The organism is Pseudomonas mandelii (assembly GCF_900106065.1).
GTDB lineage: Bacteria > Pseudomonadota > Gammaproteobacteria > Pseudomonadales > Pseudomonadaceae > Aquipseudomonas > Aquipseudomonas mandelii.
Genome location: NZ_LT629796.1, coordinates 766,313 through 792,561, shown reverse-complemented (window position 1 = coordinate 792,561; position 26,249 = coordinate 766,313). Strand labels below are relative to the sequence as shown.

Annotated in this window: 25 protein-coding genes and 2 tRNA genes; 11 read left to right on the top strand and 16 right to left on the bottom strand. The window is 59.6% G+C overall.

The genetic code is table 11. The features are described from left to right. Positions 1-65 precede the first annotated feature (65 nt). From BLU63_RS03635 to recX, 3 genes are all read left to right on the top strand, one after another. Complete coding sequence (locus BLU63_RS03635; RefSeq protein WP_010462721.1) at positions 66-566, top strand: CinA family protein; 501 nt, start codon at positions 66-68, stop codon at positions 564-566. Between the two features lie 83 nt (positions 567-649). Beyond that, entirely contained in the window at positions 650-1,702 is a 1,053-nt protein-coding gene (recA, locus tag BLU63_RS03630; RefSeq protein WP_007907270.1) for a recombinase RecA, read from the top strand. 8 nt (positions 1,703-1,710) lie between these two features. Then, complete coding sequence (gene recX / locus BLU63_RS03625) at positions 1,711-2,178, top strand: recombination regulator RecX (protein WP_010462714.1); 468 nt, start codon at positions 1,711-1,713, stop codon at positions 2,176-2,178. 57 nt (positions 2,179-2,235) lie between these two features. Here recX and BLU63_RS03620 read toward each other — a convergent pair whose 3' ends face one another. Next, positions 2,236-3,354, bottom strand: coding sequence for an LOG family protein (locus tag BLU63_RS03620; RefSeq protein ID WP_083374902.1), 1,119 nt, complete (start codon positions 3,352-3,354; stop codon positions 2,236-2,238). 478 nt (positions 3,355-3,832) lie between these two features. Here BLU63_RS03620 and BLU63_RS03615 point away from each other — a divergent pair, with 478 nt between their 5' ends. Beyond that, on the top strand, positions 3,833-4,027 hold the full coding sequence (locus tag BLU63_RS03615) for a hypothetical protein (protein WP_010462709.1): 195 nt from the start codon (positions 3,833-3,835) through the stop codon (positions 4,025-4,027). On the opposite strand, the gene BLU63_RS03610 is transcribed toward BLU63_RS03615, so the two are convergent. After that, on the bottom strand, positions 4,028-4,453 hold the full coding sequence (locus BLU63_RS03610) for a PA3611 family quorum-sensing-regulated virulence factor (RefSeq protein ID WP_008153984.1): 426 nt from the start codon (positions 4,451-4,453) through the stop codon (positions 4,028-4,030). 184 nt (positions 4,454-4,637) lie between these two features. Here BLU63_RS03610 and BLU63_RS03605 point away from each other — a divergent pair, with 184 nt between their 5' ends. From BLU63_RS03605 to BLU63_RS03595, 3 genes are all read left to right on the top strand, one after another. Further along, positions 4,638-5,396, top strand: a complete 759-nt coding sequence (locus BLU63_RS03605; RefSeq protein ID WP_083374901.1) for a tRNA-uridine aminocarboxypropyltransferase — start codon at positions 4,638-4,640, stop codon at positions 5,394-5,396. A 208-nt stretch (positions 5,397-5,604) separates the two neighbouring features. Further along, positions 5,605-6,255 carry a response regulator transcription factor ErdR gene (gene erdR, locus BLU63_RS03600; protein ID WP_010462704.1) on the top strand — a complete coding sequence of 217 codons (651 nt, stop codon included), beginning with the start codon at positions 5,605-5,607 and terminating at the stop codon, positions 6,253-6,255. Between the two features lie 75 nt (positions 6,256-6,330). Then, complete coding sequence (locus tag BLU63_RS03595) at positions 6,331-6,693, top strand: diacylglycerol kinase (protein ID WP_010462702.1); 363 nt, start codon at positions 6,331-6,333, stop codon at positions 6,691-6,693. Here BLU63_RS03595 and BLU63_RS03590 read toward each other — a convergent pair. Then, positions 6,690-7,616 (bottom strand): LysR family transcriptional regulator, encoded by a 927-nt coding sequence (locus tag BLU63_RS03590; protein ID WP_010462700.1) that lies wholly within the window; start codon positions 7,614-7,616, stop codon positions 6,690-6,692. The genes BLU63_RS03595 and BLU63_RS03590 overlap by 4 nt on opposite strands. A gap of 122 nt (positions 7,617-7,738) precedes the next feature. On the opposite strand from BLU63_RS03590, the gene fpr reads away from it, so the two are divergent. Continuing rightward, complete coding sequence (gene fpr / locus BLU63_RS03585) at positions 7,739-8,518, top strand: ferredoxin-NADP reductase (RefSeq protein ID WP_003443014.1); 780 nt, start codon at positions 7,739-7,741, stop codon at positions 8,516-8,518. 132 nt (positions 8,519-8,650) lie between these two features. Here the strand turns inward: fpr and tsaA are convergent, their stop codons facing one another. The 6 genes from tsaA to rimO all read right to left on the bottom strand — a co-directional run bounded on the left by tsaA (position 8,651) and on the right by rimO (position 13,868). Next, entirely contained in the window at positions 8,651-9,349 is a 699-nt protein-coding gene (gene tsaA / locus BLU63_RS03580; RefSeq protein ID WP_077748350.1) for a tRNA (N6-threonylcarbamoyladenosine(37)-N6)-methyltransferase TrmO, read from the bottom strand. 184 nt (positions 9,350-9,533) lie between these two features. Continuing rightward, a complete protein-coding gene (locus BLU63_RS03575) occupies positions 9,534-10,304 on the bottom strand; it encodes an SDR family oxidoreductase (protein ID WP_077748351.1) in 771 nt (256 codons plus the stop codon). 191 nt (positions 10,305-10,495) lie between these two features. Beyond that, positions 10,496-10,966: a YehS family protein gene (locus BLU63_RS03570; protein ID WP_083374900.1), complete on the bottom strand. Its 471-nt coding sequence runs from the start codon at positions 10,964-10,966 to the stop codon at positions 10,496-10,498. 75 nt (positions 10,967-11,041) lie between these two features. Continuing rightward, positions 11,042-11,752, bottom strand: a complete 711-nt coding sequence (locus tag BLU63_RS03565; protein WP_010462687.1) for an rRNA pseudouridine synthase — start codon at positions 11,750-11,752, stop codon at positions 11,042-11,044. Between the two features lie 191 nt (positions 11,753-11,943). Next, positions 11,944-12,417, bottom strand: a complete 474-nt coding sequence (locus tag BLU63_RS03560; protein WP_010462685.1) for an acetyltransferase — start codon at positions 12,415-12,417, stop codon at positions 11,944-11,946. A gap of 113 nt (positions 12,418-12,530) precedes the next feature. Then, the gene (gene rimO, locus BLU63_RS03555; RefSeq protein ID WP_010462684.1) at positions 12,531-13,868 is read right to left on the bottom strand and encodes a 30S ribosomal protein S12 methylthiotransferase RimO; all 1,338 of its coding nucleotides are present in this window, start codon (positions 13,866-13,868) and stop codon (positions 12,531-12,533) included. A 289-nt stretch (positions 13,869-14,157) separates the two neighbouring features. Between rimO and BLU63_RS03550 the strand changes: the two genes are divergently transcribed. Then, complete coding sequence (locus tag BLU63_RS03550; protein ID WP_010462682.1) at positions 14,158-16,059, top strand: potassium transporter Kup; 1,902 nt, start codon at positions 14,158-14,160, stop codon at positions 16,057-16,059. A gap of 205 nt (positions 16,060-16,264) precedes the next feature. Here the strand turns inward: BLU63_RS03550 and BLU63_RS03545 are convergent, their stop codons facing one another. Further along, entirely contained in the window at positions 16,265-16,591 is a 327-nt protein-coding gene (locus BLU63_RS03545) for a DUF3077 domain-containing protein (RefSeq protein ID WP_010462680.1), read from the bottom strand. A gap of 401 nt (positions 16,592-16,992) precedes the next feature. On the opposite strand from BLU63_RS03545, the gene BLU63_RS03540 reads away from it, so the two are divergent. Further along, positions 16,993-17,283, top strand: a complete 291-nt coding sequence (locus tag BLU63_RS03540; protein ID WP_042932328.1) for a Phd-YefM — start codon at positions 16,993-16,995, stop codon at positions 17,281-17,283. A gap of 230 nt (positions 17,284-17,513) precedes the next feature. On the opposite strand, the gene BLU63_RS03535 is transcribed toward BLU63_RS03540, so the two are convergent. The 4 genes from BLU63_RS03535 to BLU63_RS03520 form a co-directional block, all read right to left on the bottom strand. Continuing rightward, positions 17,514-18,809 carry a virulence factor family protein gene (locus BLU63_RS03535; protein ID WP_010462677.1) on the bottom strand — a complete coding sequence of 432 codons (1,296 nt, stop codon included), beginning with the start codon at positions 18,807-18,809 and terminating at the stop codon, positions 17,514-17,516. After that, on the bottom strand, positions 18,809-21,451 hold the full coding sequence (gene mprF, locus BLU63_RS03530) for a bifunctional lysylphosphatidylglycerol flippase/synthetase MprF (protein ID WP_083374899.1): 2,643 nt from the start codon (positions 21,449-21,451) through the stop codon (positions 18,809-18,811). Before mprF ends, BLU63_RS03535 begins: the two co-directional genes overlap by 1 nt. 280 nt (positions 21,452-21,731) lie before the next feature. Next, positions 21,732-21,808 (bottom strand) — tRNA-Met (locus tag BLU63_RS03525). A gap of 206 nt (positions 21,809-22,014) precedes the next feature. Continuing rightward, positions 22,015-22,091: transfer RNA gene (locus tag BLU63_RS03520), tRNA-Met, on the bottom strand. A gap of 301 nt (positions 22,092-22,392) precedes the next feature. Here BLU63_RS03520 and dinB point away from each other — a divergent pair. Further along, complete coding sequence (gene dinB / locus BLU63_RS03515; protein ID WP_010462672.1) at positions 22,393-23,454, top strand: DNA polymerase IV; 1,062 nt, start codon at positions 22,393-22,395, stop codon at positions 23,452-23,454. A gap of 83 nt (positions 23,455-23,537) precedes the next feature. On the opposite strand, the gene BLU63_RS03510 is transcribed toward dinB, so the two are convergent. Both BLU63_RS03510 and BLU63_RS03505 read right to left on the bottom strand, forming a co-directional pair. Further along, positions 23,538-24,491, bottom strand: coding sequence for a hypothetical protein (locus tag BLU63_RS03510; protein WP_010462671.1), 954 nt, complete (start codon positions 24,489-24,491; stop codon positions 23,538-23,540). Positions 24,492-24,508: 17 nt separating this feature from the next. Continuing rightward, positions 24,509-26,224, bottom strand: coding sequence for a proline--tRNA ligase (locus BLU63_RS03505; protein ID WP_010462669.1), 1,716 nt, complete (start codon positions 26,222-26,224; stop codon positions 24,509-24,511). Positions 26,225-26,249: the final 25 nt, after the last annotated feature.

Genomic DNA, 26,249 nt, shown 5'->3' with positions numbered 1-26,249 from the left:
TGTGCCTTGCAAGCGCAATCCGCTCGTGTACGGTAGTGCTCATTCCGCTCGCTCAGGAGATGACCGTGAAAGAAATCACTCAACTGGCCGCTGAACTTGGCAGGCGCTTGCAGGTTCTGAATGCCCACGTCGCCGCAGCCGAGTCGTGTACCGGCGGCGGGATCTCAGAGGCGATCACTCGCATTCCGGGGAGTTCGGCGTGGTTCGAGGCCGGTTATGTGACGTATTCCAACCGACAGAAAACCGAGCAGTTGAACGTGCCTCCCGAATTATTCGAAACGGTCGGCGCCGTCAGTCGCGAGGTGGTCGAGGCGATGGTTCGCGGCGCTCAGGAAAAAAGTCAGGCGCATTTTGCCGTGGCGGTCAGCGGTGTTGCCGGCCCCGATGGCGGTTCGCCGAACAAACCGGTCGGCACGGTCTGGCTGGCCTGGGGCGTCGGTGAGCAGGTGTTCAGCGAGGTGCAGCACTTCGCCGGTAACCGCGATGAGGTCCGCCGACAAACGGTTAAGGCCGCGCTAGAGGGGCTGCTGCGTCATGCTGCTGGAGAAATCTCAAATCAGGGGTAGGCGATCCTGAAACGCTGTGGAATAATACTGGCTACTTATACAGGTGTTGGCCGTCAGGCCTTATTGATTACGTGAGGACTTTAATGGACGACAACAAGAAGAAAGCCTTGGCTGCGGCCCTGGGTCAGATCGAACGTCAATTCGGCAAGGGTGCCGTAATGCGTATGGGCGATCAGGACCGTCAGGCGATCCCGGCTATCTCCACTGGCTCTCTGGGTCTGGACATCGCGCTCGGCATTGGCGGTCTGCCAAAAGGTCGTATCGTTGAAATCTACGGTCCTGAATCCTCCGGTAAAACCACGCTGACGCTGTCGGTGATCGCCCAGGCTCAAAAAGCCGGCGCGACCTGCGCATTCGTCGACGCCGAACACGCCCTCGACCCTGAGTACGCCGGCAAACTGGGCGTCAACGTCGACGACCTGCTGGTTTCCCAGCCGGACACCGGCGAGCAAGCCCTGGAAATCACCGACATGCTGGTGCGTTCCAACGCAGTTGACGTGATCATCGTCGACTCCGTGGCCGCGCTGGTTCCGAAGGCTGAAATCGAAGGCGAAATGGGTGACATGCACGTCGGCCTGCAAGCCCGTCTGATGTCCCAGGCGCTGCGTAAAATCACCGGTAACATCAAGAACGCCAACTGCCTGGTAATCTTCATCAACCAGATCCGTATGAAAATCGGCGTGATGTTCGGCAGCCCGGAAACCACCACCGGTGGTAACGCGTTGAAGTTCTACGCCTCGGTTCGTCTGGACATCCGTCGTACCGGCGCGGTGAAAGAAGGTGATGAAGTCGTCGGTAGCGAAACCCGCGTCAAAGTCGTGAAGAACAAGGTGGCTTCGCCGTTCCGTCAGGCCGAGTTCCAGATTCTTTACGGCAAGGGCATCTACCTCAACGGCGAGATGATCGACCTGGGCGTGCTGCACGGTTTCGTTGAGAAGTCCGGCGCCTGGTATGCCTATGAAGGCACCAAGATCGGTCAGGGCAAGGCCAACTCGGCCAAGTTCCTGGCAGACAATCCGGAAATTGCCGCCAAGCTCGAGAAGCAACTGCGTGACAAGTTGCTGACCCCGGCGCCGGACGTCAAAGCATCGCCAGTCAAAGAGACGGCTGATGACCTGGCTGACGCTGATATCTGATTGATCCGATGACCGCCGTACTCGATACACTCGTCGCAGTGCGGCGAACCGCCATGGACCTGCTCGCACGACGCGAGCACGGTCGAGTCGAGCTGACGCGTAAACTGCGTCAGCGCGGTGCTCTCCCTGAAATGATTGACACAGCACTCGACCGTTTGACGGAAGAGGGCCTGCTGTCCGAAGCCCGTTACCTCGAAAGCTTCGTTTCCTACCGTGCTCGCTCCGGCTACGGCCCTTTGCGTATTCGTGAAGAACTGAGTCAGCGCGGCCTGCAACGTAACGACATCGAACTCGCCTTGCGCGAGAGCGGTATCAATTGGCAGGAGCAACTGGAAGATACCTGGCGGCGCAAATTTGCCGGGCATCTGCCGATAGACGTTCGGGAACGTGCCAAGCAAGGGCGTTTCCTGAGTTATCGGGGATATTCCATGGAAATGATCGGCCGCTTGTTCAGCGGTCGGGGAATGGATGATTGAATAAAAACGGCCCGCTATTTCGATAGCGGGCCGTTTTTTTTTTGCCTCGTTTTTGCCTCACGTCACCTTGGACGGCTCTCGCGTGCGCTGTTGCGCCTGGGGTTTGGAGTCGGCCCAGTTTTCCGGCAGGTTGATATAGTCCACCAATTCCCGCAGGCGGCCATGATCCCTGGCGTTGAAGTTGAAGGCCAGTCGCGCCAGATGACTGAACTGCGCTTCATCGTGCTCCTCGCCGCTATAGGCGTGCTGATGAAAGTGATCGCTCAGGCACAGGTCGGCGAACGCTTCCTGCATGTGTTCGAGCGCCTGGTCGCTGAGCTTGTGGTTCATGCGGATCACGAACTGATGCTTGAGCCAGCGACTGGAGTGGAAGTTGCCGTAGAACTGATTGATCTGCTCTACCGCTTCTTCGGCGCTGTAGACCAGGCTCACGAGCTTCATGTCGGTGGGCAGGATGTAGCGATTTTCCTCCAGTTGATGATGAATGAAGTCCAGCGCGCCTTGCCAGAACTTGCCGCCCGGCGCATCCAGCAGCACTACCGGCACCAATGGGCTTTTGCCGGTCTGAATCAACGTCAACACCTCGAGTGCTTCATCCAGGGTGCCGAAACCACCTGGACACAGGACCAGCGCATCGGCTTCCTTGACGAAGAACAGTTTGCGGGTAAAAAAGAAGTGGAAGGGCAGCAGGTTGGCGGTGCCTTGAACCGTGGGGTTGGCATGCTGCTCGAAGGGCAGGGTGATATTGAACCCCAGGCTGTGTTCCAGACCGGCACCTTCATGGGCCGCCGCCATGATGCCGCCACCGGCACCGGTGATGACCATCAGGTCCGAGCGTGCCAGCGCCGCGCCGAGTTCCCGGGCCAGGCCATACAGCGGGTGTTCGATCGGTGTGCGCGCCGAGCCGAAAACCGTGACCTTGCGTCGTCCCCTGAACTGTTCGAGCACGCGAAAGGCATGCTCCAGTTCGCGCAGGGTTTGCAGGGTGATCTTGGCGTTCCAGCGGTTGTGGTCTTCCTGGGCCATGCGCAGCACGGTCAGGATCATGTCGCGGTAAATCGGAGTGTTGGGGCTGTTGGGTGAAACCAGGTTGAGTTGCTCTTCGACCTTGCTGATGAGGTCGTGGCCGCTTTCTTCGAAATGACGGCTCAGGAGGTCATTCGGTTGGTAAGGCATTCAACTTCTCCTTCTGCACAGAACCCTTGGCACCGACAAAACAGTCGTCAGCGCCGCGACACTTCATGTGTCGCTGTCTGCCCAAGCCCATGCCTGGGCGCTCCACTCGACTCGGTTCGAGTCGTCCATACAGGCTCTGTTTTTCCCTTGGATGAAAGAAACGTTCGCACAACAAGACACGCGATGGGCAGCCCCTTTCCTGCCCTGAAAAGTGATCGTGAACACTCTGAATCTAGACCCTTGCAGAGATTCTCGCTGCCTTGATCATTGCGCCGCAAAGTCTTTCCTGGCAACCGCTTATTGACGATTTGCAAGGTGAATTCACCGTTCGTCCGAACGCAAGCCGCAGGCCTCGCGCTCTGATTTACTAAGTTACAGGCATGACACGACAACTTTGCGTCAAAGGCAGGGCGCACGGTTCAAGCGGTTTAAGGATTTTTCGCTCAAAAAGGGGCGAGGTGCAGGGAGGCTGGAAGCTATGGCCAGAGTCATTCTGGAAATCGATACGCATCTGTATCGATTACTGAAGTCATCCGCCGAGACCAATCATTTGAGTCTTGAGGAGGAGTGTTGCCGGCGTCTGGAAGGCGCCGAGCGGCGTTCGCGATACTTGCAGGCGTTGGTGGCAGAACTGCGCGCCGAGGATGAACAGCGACGCGCCAATTCCCGATGATTACTTCTTCTTGGCCGGTGCTGCTTTCGGGCAATCCGATTCCTGATAGCTGGCGGAACCGACCGAGCGATTGGTCTTCACTTCAGTAAAGTCGTAGCGCATGACTGCGCCCTTGGCCATCAGTTTACGGAACGATGGGTTGTTGCACACAGAGGCGCCCAGCTGGAAATACACGGCTTTGGGGTCGGCGCGCATCTTGTTGGCGTGGCTGCTTTGTACACTCAGGTGGTTGATCAGCGTGTTGCCTTCAACGGTGTAGCCCTGATCAAGAATGTCTTCGTTGATCGCCCGTGGAGTACCGACACTGCTTTGTGTGGCGACGTTTCGCAGTTCTCTGTTGAGATTCTGCTCACTCAAGGACGCAGCCTGAGCGCTGAAGGACGACGCCAGCAAAATGGCAGCGGTGGGAACGATAAGGCGCAGCATGAAACTCTCCTGGTTCAGTGACTGATGGTTCGACCCGTCACATGACTGTGCGTTCAGTGGCGGCGAATTATAGGGGACGAGGCCTGGACGGTACAGGCTTGCGCCGGCCGCTCTGATAAACTGCCGCCACTTTCTGACTTGCCGAGCGTTATTCGTGTCGATTCCCCCTCCGGTGCTGCCTGCGATGAGCCCTGTAACCCCAACCTTTGCTGCAAACGCCGTCGCCCGCTTGCGCGACGAGCGAGAGGAGGAGGGCATCAAGCCGATCCAGGCCCGTGGCTGGAGGGCGCCGCGTTGCCGTGCCTGCCGCGTGATCGAGAGTCACTGCCTGTGCGCCTGGCGTCCGCAGGTTGAGGCCCGCTCCGGCGTGTGCCTGATCATGACTAACAAAGAAGTGTTCAAGCCGAGCAACACCGGTTGGCTGATCGCCGATGTGGTGCGCGACAACCATGCCTTTATCTGGTCACGCACGGAAACGGATCCGCAGTTGCTGGCGTTGCTGGCCGACCCGCAATGGCAACCGTATCTGGTCTTTCCGGGTGAGTACGTCGAGCCTGGGCGAGTGACGAACACCGTCGAAGCCGATAGCACCAAGCGGCCATTGTTTATTCTGCTCGATGCGACCTGGACCGAAGCCCGGAAGATTTTCCGCAAAAGCCCTTACTTTGATCGGTTGCCGATCCTGAGCCTGTTGCCCGAGAAGCTGTCACGGTACCGGTTGCGCCGCTCGACTCGTAGCGAGCACTTGTGCACCGCCGAAGTGGCGGCACTGTGCCTTGATCTGGCGGGCGATACCGAGGCGGCCTCCGCGCTGGATGCTTATTTCGACGTGTTCAGCCAGCATTACCTTGATGCGAAACATCAGCTGGACATGAACGTGGCAACGCCGGCCCACACCGAACTGATGCCTTTCGTGCAGAACGCGGTGCCGGTGGCCCGCTGATTGTCGCCCATACTGCAAAGAACTGTACCGGCCATGCACCTTGACCACCCCGGTTTCGCTGGGCATGCTTGGCGCCGATTAGGGCGCGGCCAAAGTTTGATACGCCGTATTCTTTGCGTGATAGCCACGTAATTGGCGTTGAACGTGCCCTGCTGGTGCAGCTCCGTGGCTGTGCCTTGAGTTGTTTGAAAACAGGATCATTAGAAAAATGGCCACATACGAAATCCTGATTGCCGATGACCACCCTCTTTTTCGTAGCGCCCTGCATCAAGCATTGACCCTGGGCCTGGGTCCGGATGTCCGTCTGGTGGAAGTGGCAAGCATTGCCGAACTGGAAACCCGGCTGGACGAAAAGTCTGACTGGGACCTGGTACTGCTCGACCTCAACATGCCGGGGGCCTACGGTTTTTCCGGGCTGGTGCTGCTTCGCGGTCAATACCCACAGATCCCGGTGGTGATGGTGTCGGCTCAGGAAGAGGCCTCGATCATGGTGAAGTCCCGTGAATTCGGCGCCAGCGGCTTCATTCCCAAGTCCAGTGACCTGAGCGTCATCCAGAAAGCCGTGCGAGCGGTGCTCGATGGCGATGTGTTCTGGCCGCCTCAGGCGTTCGAAGCCGTGAGTGTTTCCGCTGAAGCCAAGGCCGCCAGTGAAGGCCTTGCCAGCCTGACACCTCAGCAGTTCCGGGTGCTGACCATGGTCTGTGAAGGGCTGCTGAACAAGCAGATTGCTTATGAGTTGAGCGTTTCCGAAGCGACGATCAAGGCGCATGTTACGGCTATATTCCGCAAGCTGAATGTGCGCACTCGCACCCAGGCGGCGTTGCTTCTGCAACAACTTGAGTCAATTTCAAGCCACTAAGCGTTGGCATCTTCACGCTTTTTTGACTTTGGTTGATCTAGCTTTCCCACTCCTTTTTGGTCAGTTGCCCACTCTATGTCACCTTTCAAAGGCCAAACCGGCCTCAAACGCATTCTCAACGCTTCCGGTTACTCGCTGGATGGCCTGCGCGCAGCCTTCACCGGTGAAGCGGCTTTTCGGCAGCTGGTGTTGCTCAATGTCATCCTGATCCCGCTTTCGTTCTTTCTGAACGTCAGTCGTGTCGAGCAGGCATTGCTGATCGCGGTCTGCCTGTTGGCGTTGATCGTCGAGCTGCTGAATTCGGCAGTGGAAGCGGCCATCGACCGCATTTCCCTTGAGTTGCACCCGCTGTCCAAGAACGCCAAGGACATGGGCAGCGCCGCTCAATTCGTGGCGTTGAGCATGATCGGGCTGGTGTGGGCGGTGATTCTGCTTTAAGCGATGCTGGGCAGCACGATCTCGTCGCTGCGCTGAACCCCGGCGGTGAACGCGCGGCACAGGTCGAGGAATTCGCGCATCGCCGAGGTCTGATATTTCTGTTTGTGCCAGATGAAATAGAACTGCCGCGCCAAGTCCAGATCCGGTGTCTCCACCGGCACCAGACTGCCGCGGCGGAATGCATCGCGCAGCGCCAGACGCGAAATACAGCCAATCCCCAGGCCTGATTCCACCGCGCGCTTGATCGCTTCGGTGTGTTCCAGCTCCAGTCGGATATTCAGCGCGCTGCGATGATGACGCATGGCCTGGTCAAAGGTCAGCCGCGTGCCAGAGCCTTGTTCCCGCAGAATCCAGGCCTCGTGGGTCAGTTCTTCCATGCTCGCGCTGCCACGCTGGGCCAGCGGATGCTGCGGCGCGCAGAACACCACCAGCTCATCCTCGACCCAGCTCTGCACCTCGATGTCTGGATGACTGCAATCGCCTTCGATTAGACCCAGATCAATTTCATAGTGCGCGACTTGCTGCACGATGTTGGCAGTGTTCTGCACGTGCAGCTTCACCTGACTTTCCGGATGGCGCTGCATGAAGCTACCGATCAGCAAGGTGGCCAGGTAATTGCCGATGGTCAGGGTCGCGCCGACGGCCAGGGAGCCGAAACCGGACTTGCCGTTGAGCAGGTCTTCGATTTCCTTGGCCTGGTCGAGCAGCGCCACAGCTTGTGGCAATAGCTGTTTGCCGAGGGCGTTAAGGCTCAGCCGTTTGCCGGCGCGGTCGAACAGCTGGCAGCTGCACTGACGCTCTAGCTCGGTGATCGAGGTGCTCGCCGCCGATTGCGAAAGGTTGAGCGTCAGGGCAGCACGGGATACGCTTTCCTGCTGGGCGACGGCGACGAATACTTGAAGTTGACGGAGAGTAAATCGCATATCTATATAACCGATAACCCTTATCTTAATAATCCATTTAACAGATATTGTCGCTGCCATTAGAATGCGATGCAATTGCGCACATCAGCGGCGCAGGCAAAATCTCCAGGAGTCCCACGTACATGAGCAACATGAACCACGAGCGTGTCCTCAGTGTTCATCACTGGAACGACACTCTGTTCAGCTTCAAGTGCACCCGCGATCCGGGCCTGCGCTTCGAGAACGGTCAGTTCGTGATGATCGGCCTGCAACAGCCCAACGGCCGGCCGCTCATGCGCGCTTACTCGATTGCCAGCCCGAACTGGGAAGAGCATCTCGAGTTCTTCAGCATCAAGGTGCCTGATGGCCCGCTGACTTCCCAGTTGCAGCATCTGAAGGAAGGCGACGAGATCATCATCAGCAAGAAGCCTACCGGCACCCTGGTGCTGGATGACTTGAAGCCTGGCAAACATTTGTACCTGCTCAGCACCGGTACTGGCCTGGCGCCGTTCATGAGCGTCATCCAGGACCCGGAAACCTACGAGCGTTTCGAAAAAGTGATCCTGTGCCACGGCGTGCGTTACGTCAACGAAGTCGCTTACCGCGAGTTCATCACCGAACATCTGCCGCAGAACGAGTTCTTCGGCGAGGCGTTGCGTGACAAGTTGATCTACTACCCGACCGTGACACGCGAGCCGTTCGAGAACGAAGGTCGCCTGACCGATCTGATGCGCAGCGGCAAGCTGTTCAGCGACATCGGCCTGCCACCGATCAACCCGCAGGACGACCGCGCCATGCTGTGCGGCAGCCCGAGCATGCTCGACGAGACCAGCGAAGTGTTGAACAGCTTCGGCCTGAAAGTTTCGCCGCGGATGCGCGAGCCGGGTGATTACCTGATCGAGCGTGCGTTCGTCGAGAAGTAAGCACAACGCCTGACGGCTTTGCTTTCCCTGTGGGAGCGAGCCTGCTCGCGATAGCGGTGTATCAGTCAGCATTATTGCCGACTGCCACACCGCTATCGCGAGCAGGCTCGCTCCCACAGTGGTTTCTGGCGTTCAGGTTTTTGCGGGAATGACTTCCAGGACGCGGATGACGCCCGCCTCGGGATAATGCCAGCGCACATCCAGATCCCAGAACTGCGCTCCATATTCCCGCTCAGGTGTAGGCGTCTGGTACGCCGGACGTGGGTCTTGTGCCAGGCATTGATCAATCAGGGCAACCAACGGCTCGCCGAGGCGCTGAGCGTGCTCGTGAGCTTGTTGCAGCGCCGTCTCCGCCCACCGCACAGGAATCAACTGCGGCGCGGCGCTGGCGATGCTGTTGGAGGCGCTGTCGATGATGTCGGCGTAAGGCACGTAGGGTTTGATGTCGAGAACCGGCGTGCCGTCCAATAGGTCGATACCGGAGATAAACAACCGGTTGGCTTCGACCTTGTCCAGTTTCACCACGGATTGGCCGATGCCATTGGGCCGATGTGTCGCACGGGTGGCGAACACGCCCATGGATTTGTTGCCGCCCAGGCGAGGAGGGCGGACTTTCAGGCGTGGCTTCTCTTCCAGGGCCTGATGAAACAGGAACAGCAGCCAGACGTGGCTGACCTGCTCGAGACCTTGCACCGCATCGCCCTGATCGAACGGCGCCACCAGTTCCAGCACGCCACGAGCGGCCGGGGCCAGCTGAGGCTGGCGCGGGATGGCGAACTTCTCCTTGAAGCAGGAGCGCACGAAGCCGATGGGGGAAACGCTGTAGGTCATGGTTTGGGTCGAGGCGGGATGGGGCGGGCATGATAACCCGGCGGGCCTCAAGACGGGTGGTGACTGAGCGGGCCTCTTCGCGGGCAAGCCTCGCGCCTACTGGGTTGTCGAGCGAACACGGCGTTTGTGTACGCCAAAGAACCTGTAGGAGCGAGGCTTGCCCGCGAAGGCCGCACCGCCAATCTCAGAGACTGAACCCACCATCCAGCGGAATAACATTCCCGGTCATATAAGCCCCCGCCGTACTTGCCAGACTGATTGCCAGCGCCGCCATCTCTTCCTCCCGGCCCCAGCGCTTCATCGGAATCAGCGCCGTATCCTCCGCCAGCGCTTGCTCATCGTTACCAATGTGCTGCGTCATCTTGCTCGGGAAGCGCCCCGGCGCAATCACGTTGACGTTGATGTGCTGGCTCACCAGCTCCCGCGCCAGAATCCGCGACAGTTGATGGAGGGCAGCCTTGCTCGGCCCGTAGGCATACGCCTGTTCGCCAAAGGACGAAATCCCCGCCACCGAACCGATGTTGATGATCCGCGCCGGATTCGCCTCTGAACCCGCCTTGCGCAGCAAAGGCAAAAACTGCTGGATGCAGTTGAACACCGAGGTCACGTTAAGCTGCATGACCTTCTCCCAGCCCTTGACCGGGTAGCTTTCCAGCGGAGCGCCCCATGTGGTGCCGGCGTTGTTCACCAGAATGTCCAGATGACTGATTTGCTCGCCCAGCCGCATGGCCAAGTGCTGCACGCCTTCTTCGGTCGCCAGATTGGCGGCCACGGCATGGCAGGTTCCCAGGGCGCTCAACTCGTCAGCCGTTTGCTGACACGCTTCGGCATCCCGGGCACAGACGTACACGGTGGCGCCGGCCTCGACATACGCCTTGGCGATCATTTTGCCGATACCACGGGTGCCACCGGTCACCAGAGCGGTGCGGCCTTGCAGGGAAAAGTACGGGTGCATGGCGAATCCTGAGAGCTGAGGGTCAATACACCCTAGTCGTCAGCCGCCAGAAGCGGAGCCACTATTTTTGCGAGGAATGAACATCTATACAGATTGGCCTGCGACCGCTCTTGCAGGAGCCGGCTTGCTGGCGATGGCGTTTTGAAGATCGCCATCGCCAGCAAGCCGGCTCCTACAAGAGCGCGGAGCGCTTACTGCGGGCGAACGCGCAGGGTCAGGCCCTTGAGGAAGTTGCGCAGCAACTGGTCGCCGCAGGGGCGATAGTTGGTGTGGCCGAACTTGCGGAACAGTGCGCTCAGCTCAGGCTTGGACACCGGGAACTCGGACGCCTTGAGGATCGCGTGCATGTCGTCTTCTTTGAGTTCGAAGGCCACGCGCAGTTTCTTCAGGATGATGTTGTTGGTCACCGGCACTTCGATCGGCTGCGGCGGACGGCTTTCGTCCTTGCCGCGCTTGAAGATCACCAGGCCGTCGAGGAAGTGCGCCATGACTTCGTCCGGGCAGCGCACGAAGCCTTCCTCGTCTTCCTCTTTCTTGTCGAGGTAGGTCAGCAGGTCTTCCAGGGACACGTCCATGCCGCCGATCTTGATGATCTCGATGACTTTCTTGTCGCTGATGTCGAGCATGTAGCGCACGCTGCGCAGTACGTCGTTATGAATCATGGTGTGCAATCCTGATATTCAGCAGTGGGCGCCGCGTAAGCAGCGGCGCCGGAATGTGTGGCGGCGTGAAAAGTCTCAGAACTTCTCTTTGCCGGACAGGTAGCGCCATTGCCCCAACGGCACTTTGCCGATGGACACGCCGCCAATGCGGATGCGGCGGATGGCGACGACCTTCAGGCCAACGGCCTGGCAAAACAGGGCGATCACGCCCGGTTGCGGGTTCTTCATCGCGAAACGCAGGCGGTTTTCGTTCTGCCAGCTGGCTTTGACCGGCGGCAGTTCCTTACCTTTGTAGGTCAGGCCGTGGTTCAGGCGGTTGAGGCCGTGAGCCACCATGTCGCCTTCTACCTCGACGACATATTCTTGTTCGATCTTGGCGGAGTCGGCGGTGAGCTTGCGCAAGATCTTCCAGTCCTGGGTGAACACCAGCAGACCGCTGGCGTTGGCCTGCAGGTCGGTGCTGGCGGTCAGGCGCAGGAAGTGACCCTTGAGCGGACGTTTGCTGAAGCGGTGTTCTTCGCTCAGGGTCTCGGCGCTGATGGTCGCCATTGCGGTTTCCGCGTCCATGCCCACGGGCACGTTCAGCAGGATGGTCACCGGTTCCGGCGCAGTGGCCTTGGCCTCGGGGTCGAGCTCGACTTTCTGGGTGTCGACCTTGAATTGCGGCTCGTCGATGACTTCACCGTCCACGGTGACCCAGCCGCCCTCGATGAACAGCTCAGCCTCCCGACGGGAACAGCCGACGAGTTCGATGAGGCGTTTGGAGAGACGAATCGGGTCAGTCATGACAGGGCCGTAACAAAAAAGGGGTGGGCATTGTACCTGCTGGGCGCTGGTTAATCCCGGCTCCATTTGCCGCAGGTGCTTTTAATGTGGGGGCGAGCCTGCTCGCGAAAGCGTCTTCAGCTTCAACATCAATGTCGATTGATAGACCGCTTTCGCGAGCAGGCTCGCTTCCACAAGGGTTTCATGTTGTGTCAGCCGTTGCGGGTCTTTTGTTGCGCCTGGCGCAAACGCATGTGCAGCAACGGATAAGGCTGACCCATGCCATCGACCTCCGAACGACCAATCACCTCAAACCCCTGCTTGAAGTAAAACCCCAAGGCCTGCGGGTTCTGCTCGTTTACGTCCAGCTCGTTGGCGTTCAGGTGTTCCATGGCATAACGCAGCAACTGCTTGCCCAAACCCTGACCCCGGTGGGCCGGGTCGATGAAGAGCATCTCGATCTTGCCCGCCGCCACCCCGGCAAACCCGGTGATGCGCTGGCGCGAGTCCTTGGTGCAGATCAGCATCACCGCGTCGAGGTAGCGGGTCAGCACCAGGTTCTTCAGCAATTCAATGTAGCTGTCCGGCAGAAAATCATGGGTGGCGCGCACCGAAGCTTCCCAGACTTGTGTGAGTTCTTCGTAGTCGCTCTGTTTCGGCGTGTGGATGACCGAATGTTGGCGCATGGCCGGATGCCCCTTTTACCGTGGAGTGTGCGAGTCCTTTCTTCCACAAAACGATAGACCTAAAAAAGCCCCGCATCTCGTCAAGAGAGCAGGGCTTTTCGTATTTTTTGCGTTTAGATCTGTTCAGCCCACAGGTCGTATTCGTCGGCGTCGGTCACTTTGCACCAGACCTTGTCGCCTGGCTTGAGGTTGCTGCCGTTGTCGATGAACACGTTGCCGTCGATTTCCGGGGCATCGAAGAAGCAGCGGCCAACGGCGCCTTGCTCGTCGACTTCGTCTACCAGCACTTCGATTTCACGGCCGACGCGCATTTGCAGGCGCGCCGAGCTGATGGCCTGCTGGTGCGCCATGAAGCGATCCCAACGGTCTTGCTTGACGTCGTCCGGCACGATGGCCGCGTCCAGCAGGTTGGCCGGTGCGCCTTCGACTGGTGAGTACTGGAAGCAGCCGACGCGGTCGAGTTGCGCTTCGGTCAGCCAGTTCAGCAGGTACTGGAAGTCTTCTTCGGTTTCGCCGGGGAAGCCAACGATGAAGGTCGAACGGATGATCAGGTCCGGGCAGATCTCGCGCCAGTTCTTGATGCGCGCCAGGGTCTTGTCTTCGAAGGCCGGGCGTTTCATGGCTTTCAGGACTTTCGGGCTGGCGTGCTGGAACGGGATGTCCAGGTACGGCAGGATTTTCCCGGCGGCCATCAGCGGGATCAGCTCGTCGACGTGCGGGTACGGGTAAACGTAGTGCAAGCGAACCCAGACGCCGAGGGTGCTCAGTGCTTCGCAGAGTTCGGTCATGCGGGTTTTCACCGGCGCGCCGTTCCAGAAACCGGTGCGGTATTTCACGTCGACGCCGTAGGCGCTGGTGTCTTGCGAGATCACCAGCAGCTCCTTGACGCCGGCCTTGACTAGGCGCTGGGCTTCGTCGAGCACGTCACCGACCGGACGGCTGACCAGCTTGCCGCGCATCGACGGGATGATGCAGAAGCTGCAACTGTGGTTGCAGCCTTCGGAAATCTTCAGATAGGCGTAGTGGCGCGGGGTCAGCTTGATGCCTTGCGGCGGCACCAGGTCGATCAGAGGGTTGTGATCCTGGCGCGGTGGCACGGCGTCGTGCACGGCGTTGACCACTTGCTCGTACTGCTGCGGACCGGTCACGGCCAGCACGCTCGGGTGCACCTTGCGGATGTTGCCTTCTTCGACGCCCATGCAGCCGGTCACGATGACCTTGCCGTTTTCCTTGATGGCTTCGCCGATCACTTCCAGGGACTCAGCCTTGGCCGAGTCGATGAAACCGCAAGTGTTGACCACCACGACATCGGCGTCCTCGTAAGTGGACACGACGTCATAGCCTTCCATGCGCAGCTGGGTAAGGATGCGCTCGGAGTCGACCAGTGCTTTGGGGCAACCCAGGGATACGAAGCCAACTTTTGGATTGGCCGGCGCAGGAGTGGTGGACATGTCTAACCTCGGTATTTGGGACGCCTCCAGCCGAAGACGGCAAGGCGACAGACGGGCGCTATGTTGCGCCTCTGGTCAAAAAGTGCGCAATTCTAGCGATGAGACGCGCACTTGACCAGCTTTATGCAGGGAAATACGACGAGTGCTGCGCTATGCTTCGCGCCTTTACGCTTTACCGATTTTTTACAGTCAATGAAACGTCTGTAACGTCATGTAAAACAGCGCATGCTGCACGGCAAAGCATAGTGCTTCTTATAAGAAGTCCGGGTCTGAGTAGTAGGAGTTTTGGATGGGGCAGGCAAGTAGTCAGGCAGCGGGTGCCGAGCATTCGGCGGCAAAGCCGATCGGCATGCTGGTCGCGGCGGTCGGGGTGGTTTATGGCGATATCGGCACGAGCCCGCTGTACACCCTCAAAGAAGTGTTTTCCGGTGGCTATGGCGTACCGGTCAACCATGACGGCGTGTTGGGCATCCTGGCGCTGATCTTCTGGTCGCTGATCTGGGTCGTCTCGATCAAATACATGATGTTCGTGCTGCGTGCCGACAACCAGGGCGAAGGCGGGATCATGGCCTTGACCGCGCTGGCGCGGCGGGCGGCGGCGGGGCATCCGAAGTTGCGGGCGTTGCTGGTGGTGTGTGGGTTGATCGGTGCGGCGCTGTTCTATGGTGACAGCATGATCACCCCGGCGATTTCCGTGCTCTCGGCGATTGAAGGCTTGGGGCTGGCGTTCGAAGGCATCGACCATTGGGTGGTGCCGCTGTCCTTGGTCGTGCTGGTGGCGCTGTTCCTGATTCAGAGCCACGGCACCGCGCGCATCGGCATTCTGTTCGGGCCGATCATGGTCACCTGGTTTGTGGTGCTCGGGGCACTGGGTGTCCACGGCATCTTGCAGCACCCGGAAGTGTTGCAAGCGCTGAACCCGGTCTGGGGCGTGCGTTTCTTCACCCAGCATCCGGGCATGGGCGTGGCGATCCTCGGCGCGGTGGTGCTGGCGTTGACCGGTGCCGAAGCGCTGTACGCCGACATGGGCCACTTCGGGCGCAAGCCGATTGCCCGTGCGTGGTTCATCCTTGTGCTGCCAGCGCTGGTACTGAACTACTTCGGCCAGGGAGCGCTGTTGCTGGGTGATCCGGAAGCCGCTCGCAACCCGTTCTACCTGTTGGCGCCAAGCTGGGCGTTGCTTCCATTGGTGGGGTTGTCGACGATGGCCACGGTGATTGCCTCGCAAGCGGTCATCTCCGGCGCGTTCTCCCTGACCCGTCAGGCGATCCAGCTCGGCTACATTCCGCGCATGCACATCCGCCACACCTCCAGCGCCGAGCAGGGCCAGATCTACATCGGTGCGGTGAACTGGGCATTGATGGTCGGCGTGATCCTGTTGGTGCTGGGTTTCGAGTCCTCAGGCGCCCTGGCCTCGGCCTACGGCGTGGCGGTGACCGGCACGATGCTGATGACCACCATCCTGGTGTCGGCGGTGATATTGCTGCTGTGGAAATGGCCGCCGGTGCTCGCTGTTCCGCTGTTGCTCGGCTTCTTGTTGGTGGACGGTCTGTACTTTGCCGCCAACGTGCCGAAAATCATTCAGGGCGGGGCGTTCCCGGTAATCGCCGGTATCGCGCTGTTCGTGCTGATGACCACCTGGAAACGCGGCAAACAACTGCTGGTGGAACGCATGGACGAGGGCGGCCTGCCCCTGCCGATTTTCATCAGCAGTATCGCCGTACAACCACCGCATCGCGTGCAGGGCACCGCCGTGTTCCTGACCGCACGTCCGGATGCCGTACCGCACGCGCTGTTGCACAACCTGCTGCATAACCAGGTGCTGCACGAGCAAGTGGTGCTGTTGACCGTGGTCTACGAAGACATCCCGCGAGTACCGTCGAGCCGACGCTTCGAAGTCGATTCCTACGGCGAAGGGTTCTTCCGGGTGATCCTGCACTTCGGCTTTGTCGACGAGCCGGACGTGCCGCAAGCACTGAAACTGTGCCACCTCGATGACCTCGACTTCAGCCCGATGCGCACCACCTACTTCCTCAGCCGCGAGACGGTGATCGCCTCCAAACTCGAAGGCATGGCCCGTTGGCGCGAGGCGCTGTTCGCCTTCATGTTGAGGAATGCCAATGGCAATTTGCGCTTCTTCAATCTGCCGCTGAACCGGGTGATTGAGCTGGGCACTCAGGTCGAGATGTAAGCCCCATTGAAAAGCCCCCGTTGCCAGTGCGGCAGCGGGGGCTTTTTTGTGCCTGGAATCTCGCCCTGAAGGCCAAGAAGGTCCCTTGTGGGAGCGAGCCTGCTCGCGAAAGCGGTGTATCAGCCAACCTTGATAGTGGCTGACACGACGCCTTCGCGAGCAGGCTCGCTCCCACAAGGGGCGGCGGTGTTTCATGTCTGTGCGCTTACTGGCACTCAGGCAGCCCTTCTTCTGATTCGGTCTTCGTCCGGGCCGGTCGCGGCGTCAGCACCTTCACAACATCATCAATCACGGCTTTGCCCATCGCCGTCAGATAGTGAGCGGCCCAGGCGTGGCGGTCGGTGTCTCTTGCGTAGGCAGCATCCTCGGCAAATGATTTGCCGAGGAACAGCAGGTCAGAGGCTTGTGACAAGGCATCAACGATGGGGACGCCGGCGCGGACGTTGAATAGCGCCTGATCCGGGCAGTAGATGAGTGGGGTGTAGCCTATGGTTTTTAATTCTGAGATCGCGGTTGAATCAATTTTTGTCATGGTCATTCTCCAGCATTAGAGGAGTCGCCACGTTCGTTTCCAAGCGAATGGGTGGCGGCTGTACGCAGGTTGGAAACCGGGGACCATAGAACCGGCACGCCCGAAGGCGTCCCACGCACAGCCGCCATAACACCAAGTTCGCAGTCGTTAAAACGTCTGGAATCGAGGTGGAGGTGCTGTTGCGCTGTGATCCGACGGGTTTCCAAGCCCGATCGCTGAATGGTCAGCGACGTCCGGAGAGTATCCCGTCGAAGAAAAACGCAACAAGGCGGCAAAGTGCCCAAACACGAGATTCGGAGTTTGCCTACAAGGTCCGCGGGCGTCTTCCGATATTGCGACACGTTAAGTAAACGGTACGTTGAGCTGCGCGTTCAGATTTGCAGTATTTGAGAGAGGTGAGTATGGCGGCATCATCAGTGCGTGCTGTCCAAGCAGTATCGACAACTGCAATGGTCAGGGGCTTCAGTACGAAACTCAAGGAGATCTCTAGCCGTGCCATTGAGTGCATGGTCATTGTCCAAAATAATCAGCCAGCAGCGGTCATTATCAATGTCGATGCCTATCAGGAAATGCTCGACGAGATTAATGATCTTTGCGTTGAGGCAGTAGCTGCGGAGCGCTTGGCCGGTTTTGATCAGGCCAGTGTAATTTGTCACGACGATATGAGAACACGGTTCGCCAGGAAAGACTAAGTGCCAGTATCGAGGGTGGTAGACGCATCCGCACAGGCGGCACGTGGATCCTGTGGGAGCGGGCTTGCCCGCGATGACGGCGGCAGAATCGACATTGATGTGACCGACATACCGCAATCGCGGGCAAGCCCGCTCCCTCGGGGGGGCTGTGGTGTTCAGTTGAATCGGTAACTATAAAAAAGCCCCTGCAGCCTTTCGGCTGCGGGGGCTTTGGGTGGGCTCGCCTCAGATCACTCCTGAGCCGTCTCACCCTTGGCCTGACGCTTCTCGATGATGTCCACCAAGCGCTTTGCCAGCGCCGGGTAGTTCTCGTCGAAGTGGTGGCCGCCCGGTAGCTTCATCGCTTCGCCCACGGCGGTCTTGTCGGTGCAGCCGCTTTCGTCGACTTCTTCTTCGCCGTAGATGCACACCACTTTCTCCGGTGGCAGCTTGGCCATTTCCGGGCCGGTGGCGGCTTCTTTGCCGGCGTTGCCGAGCCAGCCTTCGACTTCGATTTCGAAGCTGCCGGTGCGGGCGAAGGCGAGCAGGATGATGGCGTCGACGCGTTGTTGTTCTGCGGGTTCCAGGCGGTTGTAGATCGCTGGCAGGACATCGGCGCCGAACGAGTAGCCGGTCAGGATGAAGCGCTTGGTGCCCCATTTCTGCCGGTAGTGTTGCATCAGCTCGGCCAGGTCCAGAGCGCTTTGCTCCGGGCTCTTGTGCTGCCAGTAGTAGCGCAGAGTGTCGATACCGACCACCGGGTAGCCGATCTTGGCCATCTCGCCCGCGACGTCGCGGTCCAGGTCACGCCAGCCGCCGTCACCGGACAGGAACAGGGTCACGGTGTCCTTGGCTTGGCCGGCCGGGACTTCGACCACGGGGATTTGCAGGCCGCCAGCGGCTTTGTCGCCGCCGACCAGGAGTTTACGCAGTTCGTTGTTCAGCACTTGCGGCAGGTTGATGTCGTAGTCGCTGATGCTGGTTTCGGCGTTGGCTTGATCGCGCACGAAGCCGGCGCTGGTGTCGTCCGGGTTGTCGTTCCAGGCCACCAGCCAGTGACCGTGAGCGGCACTTTTTGGCAGCAAGTGGGTGCAGCCGGGTTTTTCCAGTGCCAGGTCGACGGAGACAGCCTGGGCCTTGTCGTCCTTCTGCTCGGACAACCAGCGCCACGCCAGCACCGCGCCAGGGCCGATACCGCTGACCAGGGTCGCCGGGCCTTTGAGTTCTCGCAGGCCTGATTGCAGGGCACGACTTTGCAGCAGGCAGTCCTTGGGCAGGATCACCTGAACAATCTGCGCCGAGCCGGTGCGGCTCAGGGTCATCAACTGTTTGTCGCTGAGTTTCTGGTCTTCATTGACCGCCACCAGCACCTGGGCGCGTGGCGTGTTGCCGGGAATGACGCGCGTCATCGCCGTGCCATCAGCCGGCTTCAGCTGTTCGAGGGTCGGTTCGGGGGCCGGGCGCTTCAGGTACCAGTAGCCGCCACCGATAATCAGGGCCAACACGACCAGTGTGCCCAGTACGTACCGCAAGGAGCGTTGAATCATCAGCGTTTCACCAATCCAGTCAAGCCGCCCGCAATCAGGGCAGCAGTATCGGCCAGGGCAACCAGCGGATCGAGTCCGGCGGGCACGGCCATATAACGGGGTTCCCAGTCAGGCTGGAATTTGTCTTTGAAGCGGCGCAAGCCTTGGAAGTTGTAGAGCTGCTCACCACGGCGGAAAACCATCGAGCCCAGGCGCTGGGTCAGCGGTGCACCACGCCGGGGTTGCAACCCCGACAGCGGCACCATGCCCAGGCTGAAACGCGCGTATCCATGATTTTTATAATGTTGAATCAGGCCGACCATCATGAACTCCATGGTCAGCTTGGGCGCGTCCGGGTGCGCGCGCATCAGGTCGAGGCTGGCCAGGTCATGGCCGTAAGTCTCGAGCAGGTTGGCAAATGCCACCGGGCGCCCTTCGAAACGAATCACCGCGACGCGGAAATGCTTGATGTAATCGTCACTGAAACGCCCGAGCGAGAAGCCTTTCTCGCGCACGTTCTTGCCGGTCAGCCAGGCATCGGAAATCACCTTGAGCTCATCCATCGGCGCATGGCCCGGTTCAAAGATCTCCAGCGACAACCCATCACGGGTCCCGCGATTCCAGGTGTAACGCAGGTCCTTCATCTCTTTGCCCTTGGCTTCGAGATCAAAACGTTTCAGGTCGACCCGGGCTTCTTCGCCGAGCTTGATCGCGGTCAGGCCGATGTCCATGTAGTACGGCAGGTTTTCGGCGCGCACTTGATAGAACACGGGGCGGGCGTGGTGGACGTCGCAGAGGTCGCGGAACTGCCAGATCATTTCCGCCCGTTGCTGGCTCGGGCCGATCGGGTCGTACAAGGCCACCAGGCTGCGGCCACGGCGGGCGTACATCAGGAACGCCTCGTCGTTGGGATGAAACAGCAGCGCCTTGTCACCGGTCAGGGCGAGGCCGCCGTCCGGTTGGGAGGAGGCCATCAGGATCTTTATGGCGCGATCCAGCTCGTCAGGCGTCGGCAAGTGAATCACCGGGCGCGCGGTGCGCAGCAACCAGGTCAGCGACACGACCACCAGCAGGACGGCGGCCCCCAACAATGAGCGCAAGCCACGCGGGGCGTCGGCGTCGAGGGTGAATTGCCACCAGAGTTGATGGCTGTACGGGACGTCCTGGTACGCAAACAGCAGCAACCAGATCGAGGCGCCGAGCACGCATAGGCTGGAGACCAGATAGAGCGGCGAGAACGGCAATTCAGTCAGGCGACTCGGGCGGTAGAACGAGCGGCGAAATACACCCAGCAGGCTCGCCGTCAGGGTCATCAGGCAAGCTTCTTCCCAGTCAAAGCCTTTGAGCAGGGAGAGCAGGGCGCCGACCAGCAATAGAATGGTGGTCAACATCCAGGCGGCGGACAGTCGACGACGCAGACCTTGAGCCAGCAGCAGGCACAGCACGCCGACCAGACTGGCACCGAAGTGCGAGGCGTCGACCAGGCGGTGCGGGATCAGAAAGCCGATGTGTTCCAGCCGGGTGTCGATTTCCGGGGTGACGCCGGAGAACAGCAGCACCACGCCGGACAGGAACACCAGCACCGCCAGGATCGGCGCCGCCAGACCGGAAGCGGCCCGCAGGGACTGGCGCGACTGAAACAGACGCTGGCCTTCGTTGATCAACAGGAGCACACACGCCACCAGCAGCGGCAGCACGACGTAGATCAGGCGATAGAGCAGCAGCGCAGCGGCCAGTGGTGCGGCGCCGAGTGTGTCGGCGAAGGCGGCCAACAGAATGGCTTCAAATACGCCGACCCCGCCGGGCACATGGCTGAGCACACCGGCGGCCAGGGCTAGCAGGTACACCAGCAGGAACGCACCGAAGGGCGGCGCTTCCGGCAGCAACAAATAGAGCACGGTCGCGGCGGCGGCCACGTCCAGTGCGGTGATGATCAGTTGCAGGAAAGTCAGGCGGCGACCGGGGAGGCGCAAGGTGCGGCGTCCGACCTTGACCAGCAGGTTATCCGGGGAAGGTTGTTCCGGCAGGCGACGGCGGTAGATGCCGATGGCCAATACGCCGAACAGCAGCAAAACCGCCGCGGCAACGCCCCCCAGCAAACCTTCGGACAATCCCAGGGCCGCCGAAGCAGCAGGCAGATTGCTGAGGGTCGCCAGGGCGGCCAGTGGTGGCAGTGCGCAGCCGAGCGAGAGGCTGGCGAATAACGTCATGTGAGCGACATCTGACGCCCCCAGACCGTGCCGTGCATATAAACGGTAGCGGACCGAGCCCCCCGAGAGCATCGAAAGACCGATGGCGTTGCCGATGGCAAATGCCGTGAAGCCCCCCAGCGCAAGAATTCGCGGCGCCAGCGTCACGCCCGCGTAGCGACTGGCGGACCATTCATACCCCAGCAGAATGATGAAGCCGACCACGGTCGCAGCCAATGCGCCCAGCAGTGCCGGTTTAGGGACTTCAAGAATCGAGTCGTGCAAAGCGTACAGATCGAGTTCGCTCAGCAGATGACGACAGGCAATCAGCGCGATAGCGAACAACAGCAGCGTCACCGCCAGGCCGATGGGCTGGCGATATTTGCTGGCCAGATCCAGCAAGCGCAGGCGCTCTGCCTTGATCGGTTGGGTCGCTGTGACGGTGTCTTGTGGATCAGACGAGTTGGCGCGCATCAATCACCTCTTGGATTGTGCGCGACAGGATGGGGGTATCCAGCCAAGTTACCAATCCCTGTAGAAAAAAATAATCACAAATATTAACGCCTCTCACCGGTTGACGGCGATGGCATGTCATTGGGCGTCGGGGGGGATCTGTCTGCGAATCAGCATAGTCTGAACTCATCGCATTGGAGATCCCGAACGCTTCGCTACACAGTGACAGGTCATTGTTGCGAAAGGACTTTTTCAACAGATACAAAAAAGGCCACTCTTTCGAGTAGCCTTTTTTGATGTTTGGTTGCGGGAGCCGGATTTGAACCGACGACCTTCGGGTTATGAGCCCGACGAGCTACCAGACTGCTCCATCCCGCGTCTGTGTGGCGGCATTCTATAGAGATACGCCTGTGTGTCAACCGTTAATCTGCAACCGGGTCAAATAAGCGTAAATAAGCGGCGAACGGTCGCGGAGCAGACTTAAGTTTCGGAATCAGAACGATTTCTCGCATCTGTTCATGAAGAGGGCACAAAACAGGCGCGCACAAAAAAGGCCACTCTTTCGAGTAGCCTTTTTTGATGTTTGGTTGCGGGAGCCGGATTTGAACCGACGACCTTCGGGTTATGAGCCCGACGAGCTACCAGACTGCTCCATCCCGCGTCTGTGTGTCGGCATTCTACAGAGGATCGCTGGGCTGTCAACCTTCAATCCAGATAAAACCTGTTCTGGTTCAATCGCTTAGCGGAAAGGAAGGGCTGGGCGATCGTCTGCGAGGCAGGCATGGCAAGGCTTGCAGCTCTATCGAGTGACGCTTTTCGATTGAGAAAATAAATTCATCGGTTACTTTTCCTACCGGTGGGTAAGAAGATTCAGACTACTGGTGCTATATACAGGTGTCAGTGAGATACTGCCGATCCGGCACGCCATGACTCCATTTCTTCACCATGAACACCGCTTTTATATGAGCCAGCGAAAAATCATCCACGTCGATTGCGACTGCTTCTACGCTGCCATCGAGATGCGTGACGACCCGCGCCTGGCGGGTAAACCGCTGGCGGTGGGTGGTTCGGCGGACCGGCGCGGGGTGATCGCCACTTGCAACTATGAGGCGCGGGCCTATGGCGTGCGCTCGGCCATGTCTTCCGGGCAAGCCCTGAAGCTGTGTCCGGACCTGACTATCGTCAAGCCGCGCATGGACGCCTATAGAGAAGCGTCGAAGGAAATTCATACGATCTTTCGCGATTACACCGATCTGATCGAGCCGCTTTCCCTCGACGAGGCTTACCTCGACGTGTCGGACTGTGCGCATTTCGGTGGCAGCGCCACGCGCATCGCCCAGGACATTCGCCGCCGAGTCTCCAATCAGTTGCACATCACGGTCTCGGCTGGCGTGGCGCCGAACAAGTTTCTGGCCAAGATCGCCAGTGACTGGAAGAAGCCCAACGGTTTGTTTGTGATCACGCCTGATCAGGTTGAAGACTTTGTCAGCGGTTTACCCGTCAGCAAGCTGCACGGCGTTGGCAAAGTGACCGCCGACAAGCTGGGCAGGCTCGGTATTGTCGATTGCTCGCATTTGCGCGAGTGGGGCAAGTTGGCGCTGGTGCGTGAATTTGGCAGCTTCGGCGAGCGACTCTGGAGCCTGGCCCGGGGGATCGATGACCGTCAGGTGCACAACGACAGCCGCCGGCAATCGATCAGTGTTGAAAACACCTATGACGTGGACCTGCCGGATCTGGTCAGCTGCCTGGATAAACTACCCGAGCTGCTGGAAACCCTGGCGGGGCGCATGGCGCGGATCGACAGCAGCTATCGGCCGGGCAAGCCGTTCGTCAAAGTGAAGTTCCATGACTTTACCCAGACGACGCTGGAACAAGCCGGGGCAGGGCGGGATTTGGGCAGTTATCAGTTGTTGCTGACCCAGGCGTTCAATCGCGGCGGGAAACCGGTGCGGTTGTTGGGGATTGGCGTGCGGCTGGAGGATTTGCGGGGTGGGTTTGAGCAGATGGAGTTGTTTGAGCGGTAGTTTTGCGGTGAATGTGAGGGCCTCTTCGCGGGCAAGCCTCGCTCCTACAGGTATCGCATCTTGTAGGGGCGAAGCTTTTGCTTTTAATTCGGTCCAGGATCCGCCACCAGTCGCCCGGCATCCTTGGTCAATGACTTGAGGAATTCGGTCTGCAACTCTGGATCGTTGCGGGTCAGTTCGATCAGGCTTTGTTCCAGCTCGCTGGCTTCTTCTTCAAGACCCAGTTCCGACAAGCGCTTGACCCGGTGTACCCACTGGCTCACTTCGTCGTCTTCGAGGTCGTCATAAATCAGGCCGTGGGCTTCGAGCAGTTTGCCGCGCAATGAACTGCTGACTGCCAGGGACGAATCGCTGTGTACATCGTCCTGGCCGTCTTCGACGCTGATCAGCAGTCGGCTCAGATGATTGATGTCATGTTCGGCGAATGGGCTGTCCAGCAGGTTCAGGCGCAGAACACCGTTTTTGTCGGTGCTCAGATCAAACGTTTCCTTGCCGGCTTTCACCACCACCGGGCGCTCGCTCCAGGGCAGGCTCGAGTATTCGGTGCGCTTGTCGAGCTGGATCTCATCGATCCCGGCCAGGTTTTGTTGCGCCCGACCGTTGGACTGCACGTTCATGAGCGGGTTGAGCCCGGCAAAACCGTAGCTCAGCCAATCCTTGGTCACGCTGTCCGGCAGACTGCCGAGGGTGAATACGTTGACCACATTCGCCCCGACACCGCCCACCACCGCGACCGCGCCCAGCGGGATCTCGTAGACCTCCCGCCAGGGTTGGTAAGGCGTGTAGCGATCATAGTGACGCGTGACTTCGAATTCGGTGACTTCGAACGTTTTCTGCTCGTGGATTTTCACCCGACGTTGCGGCAACTCAAGCACCTTGGGCTCGCCGACATCGATCTGCAGGCTGTGATCGAGCAATTTGCGCTCGACACGCTCCTCGTGCTCGCTGCGTTGCGACATGTGATTGGCACAGCCGCTGACCAGCAGGGTGACGCACAGGGCGGCACCACCGAGGCCTAAGGTGTTTCGCTTGAACATGACTTCTCTATCTGGTGTCAGCGGCGGATACGGGCCTGGAGGAAAGACAGCACGTCAGCAACCGGCAGCGCTTGCGCTTCAGGTTCGGTACGGCTCTTGTATTCCAGATTGCCTTCGGCGAGGCCGCGGTCACTGACCACGATCCGGTGAGGAATGCCGATCAGCTCCATGTCCGCGAACTTGATGCCCGGGCTGGTTTTCTTGTCGCGATCGTCCAGCAGCACTTCGAAGCCGGCTGCAGTCAGTTCTGCATACAGCTTGTCGGTGGCTTCACGAACCTGTTCGGTTTCGTAGCGCAATGGCACCAAAGCGACCTGGAATGGAGCCAGTGTGTCGCTCCAGATGATCCCGTTGGCGTCGTTGTTCTGCTCGATGGCCGCAGCCACCACGCGGGAAACGCCGATGCCGTAGCAACCCATTTCCAGGGTAACCGGCTTGCCGTTCTCGCCCAGCACTTCGCACTTCATCGCCTTGCTGTACTTGTTGCCCAGCTGGAAGATGTGCCCGACTTCAATGCCGCGCTTGATTTCCAGGGTGCCCTTGCCATCCGGGCTTGGGTCGCCGGCGACAACGTTACGCAGGTCGGCAACGGTCGGAACCGGCAGATCACGCTCCCAGTTCACGCCGAAGTAGTGCTTGTCGTCGATGTTGGCACCGATGCCGAAGTCGCTCATCAGCTCGACGGAACGGTCGATGATGATCGGCAATGGCAGGTTCAACGGGCCGAGGGAACCGGCGCCGGCGCCAATGGCATCGCGCAATTCGCTTTCGGAAGCCATGACCAGCGGGCTGGCAACGCCTGGCTGGTTGCCGGCCTTGATTTCGTTCAGCTCGTGGTCGCCACGGATGATCAGGGCAATCAGCTTGCCTTGCTCTTCAGCGTGAACCACGAGGGTCTTGATGGTCTTTTCGATCGGCAGGTTGAAGCCTTCGACCAGTTGCGCAATGGTCTTGGCGTTCGGCGTGTCGACCAGGCGCAGTTCTTCAGTCGGTGCGGCGCGGGAGGTTTCACGCGGCACGGCTTCGGCTTTCTCGATGTTCGCGGCGTAGTCGGAACCGTTGCTGAAGACGATATCGTCTTCGCCGGACTCGGCCAGTACATGGAACTCGTGGGAGCCGGCGCCGCCGATGGAGCCGTTGTCGGCTTCTACAGGGCGGAACTTCAGGCCCAGACGGGTAAACACGTTGCAGTACGCCTGGTGCATGCGGTCGTAGGTGATCTGCAGCGAAGGCTGATCAGCGTGGAACGAATAGGCGTCCTTCATGATGAACTCGCGGCCGCGCATCAAACCGAAGCGTGGGCGGATTTCGTCACGGAATTTGGTCTGGATCTGATACAGGTTGATCGGCAGCTGCTTGTAGCTGCTCAATTCGTTGCGCATCAGGTCGGTGATCACTTCTTCGTGGGTCGGGCCGGCGCAGAAGTCGCGACCGTGGCGATCCTTGAAGCGCAGCAATTCAGGGCCGTACTCTTCCCAGCGACCGGATTCCTGCCACAGCTCAGCCGGTTGGGTGCTCGGCATCAACACTTCGAGAGAGCCTGCGGCGTTCATTTCTTCACGAACGATGGCTTCGACCTTGCGCATCACTCGCAAGCCCATCGGCAGCCAGGTGTAGAGGCCCGAGGCGAGTTTGCGGATCATGCCGGCGCGCAGCATCAGCTGATGGCTGATGACGACCGCGTCGGAAGGCGTTTCTTTCTGTGTGGCGAGCAAAAATTGACTGGTGCGCATGGTTGGCCGTTGTCGGTTGCTGATG

Coding starts and splice junctions, on each gene's coding strand:
- recA (WP_007907270.1), top strand. CDS start 650: ATGGACGACAACAAGAAGAAAGCCTTGGCTGCGGCCCTGGGTCAGATC.
- recX (WP_010462714.1), top strand. CDS start 1,711: ATGACCGCCGTACTCGATACACTCGTCGCAGTGCGGCGAACCGCCATG.
- BLU63_RS03620 (WP_083374902.1), bottom strand. CDS start 3,354: ATGCCTTACCAACCGAATGACCTCCTGAGCCGTCATTTCGAAGAAAGC.
- BLU63_RS03615 (WP_010462709.1), top strand. CDS start 3,833: ATGGCCAGAGTCATTCTGGAAATCGATACGCATCTGTATCGATTACTG.
- BLU63_RS03610 (WP_008153984.1), bottom strand. CDS start 4,453: ATGCTGCGCCTTATCGTTCCCACCGCTGCCATTTTGCTGGCGTCGTCC.
- BLU63_RS03605 (WP_083374901.1), top strand. CDS start 4,638: ATGAGCCCTGTAACCCCAACCTTTGCTGCAAACGCCGTCGCCCGCTTG.
- erdR (WP_010462704.1), top strand. CDS start 5,605: ATGGCCACATACGAAATCCTGATTGCCGATGACCACCCTCTTTTTCGT.
- BLU63_RS03595 (WP_010462702.1), top strand. CDS start 6,331: ATGTCACCTTTCAAAGGCCAAACCGGCCTCAAACGCATTCTCAACGCT.
- BLU63_RS03590 (WP_010462700.1), bottom strand. CDS start 7,616: ATGCGATTTACTCTCCGTCAACTTCAAGTATTCGTCGCCGTCGCCCAG.
- fpr (WP_003443014.1), top strand. CDS start 7,739: ATGAGCAACATGAACCACGAGCGTGTCCTCAGTGTTCATCACTGGAAC.
- tsaA (WP_077748350.1), bottom strand. CDS start 9,349: ATGACCTACAGCGTTTCCCCCATCGGCTTCGTGCGCTCCTGCTTCAAG.
- BLU63_RS03575 (WP_077748351.1), bottom strand. CDS start 10,304: ATGCACCCGTACTTTTCCCTGCAAGGCCGCACCGCTCTGGTGACCGGT.
- BLU63_RS03570 (WP_083374900.1), bottom strand. CDS start 10,966: ATGATTCATAACGACGTACTGCGCAGCGTGCGCTACATGCTCGACATC.
- BLU63_RS03565 (WP_010462687.1), bottom strand. CDS start 11,752: ATGACTGACCCGATTCGTCTCTCCAAACGCCTCATCGAACTCGTCGGC.
- BLU63_RS03560 (WP_010462685.1), bottom strand. CDS start 12,417: ATGCGCCAACATTCGGTCATCCACACGCCGAAACAGAGCGACTACGAA.
- rimO (WP_010462684.1), bottom strand. CDS start 13,868: ATGTCCACCACTCCTGCGCCGGCCAATCCAAAAGTTGGCTTCGTATCC.
- BLU63_RS03550 (WP_010462682.1), top strand. CDS start 14,158: ATGGGGCAGGCAAGTAGTCAGGCAGCGGGTGCCGAGCATTCGGCGGCA.
- BLU63_RS03545 (WP_010462680.1), bottom strand. CDS start 16,591: ATGACAAAAATTGATTCAACCGCGATCTCAGAATTAAAAACCATAGGC.
- BLU63_RS03540 (WP_042932328.1), top strand. CDS start 16,993: ATGGCGGCATCATCAGTGCGTGCTGTCCAAGCAGTATCGACAACTGCA.
- BLU63_RS03535 (WP_010462677.1), bottom strand. CDS start 18,809: ATGATTCAACGCTCCTTGCGGTACGTACTGGGCACACTGGTCGTGTTG.
- mprF (WP_083374899.1), bottom strand. CDS start 21,451: ATGCGCGCCAACTCGTCTGATCCACAAGACACCGTCACAGCGACCCAA.
- dinB (WP_010462672.1), top strand. CDS start 22,393: ATGAGCCAGCGAAAAATCATCCACGTCGATTGCGACTGCTTCTACGCT.
- BLU63_RS03510 (WP_010462671.1), bottom strand. CDS start 24,491: ATGTTCAAGCGAAACACCTTAGGCCTCGGTGGTGCCGCCCTGTGCGTC.
- BLU63_RS03505 (WP_010462669.1), bottom strand. CDS start 26,224: ATGCGCACCAGTCAATTTTTGCTCGCCACACAGAAAGAAACGCCTTCC.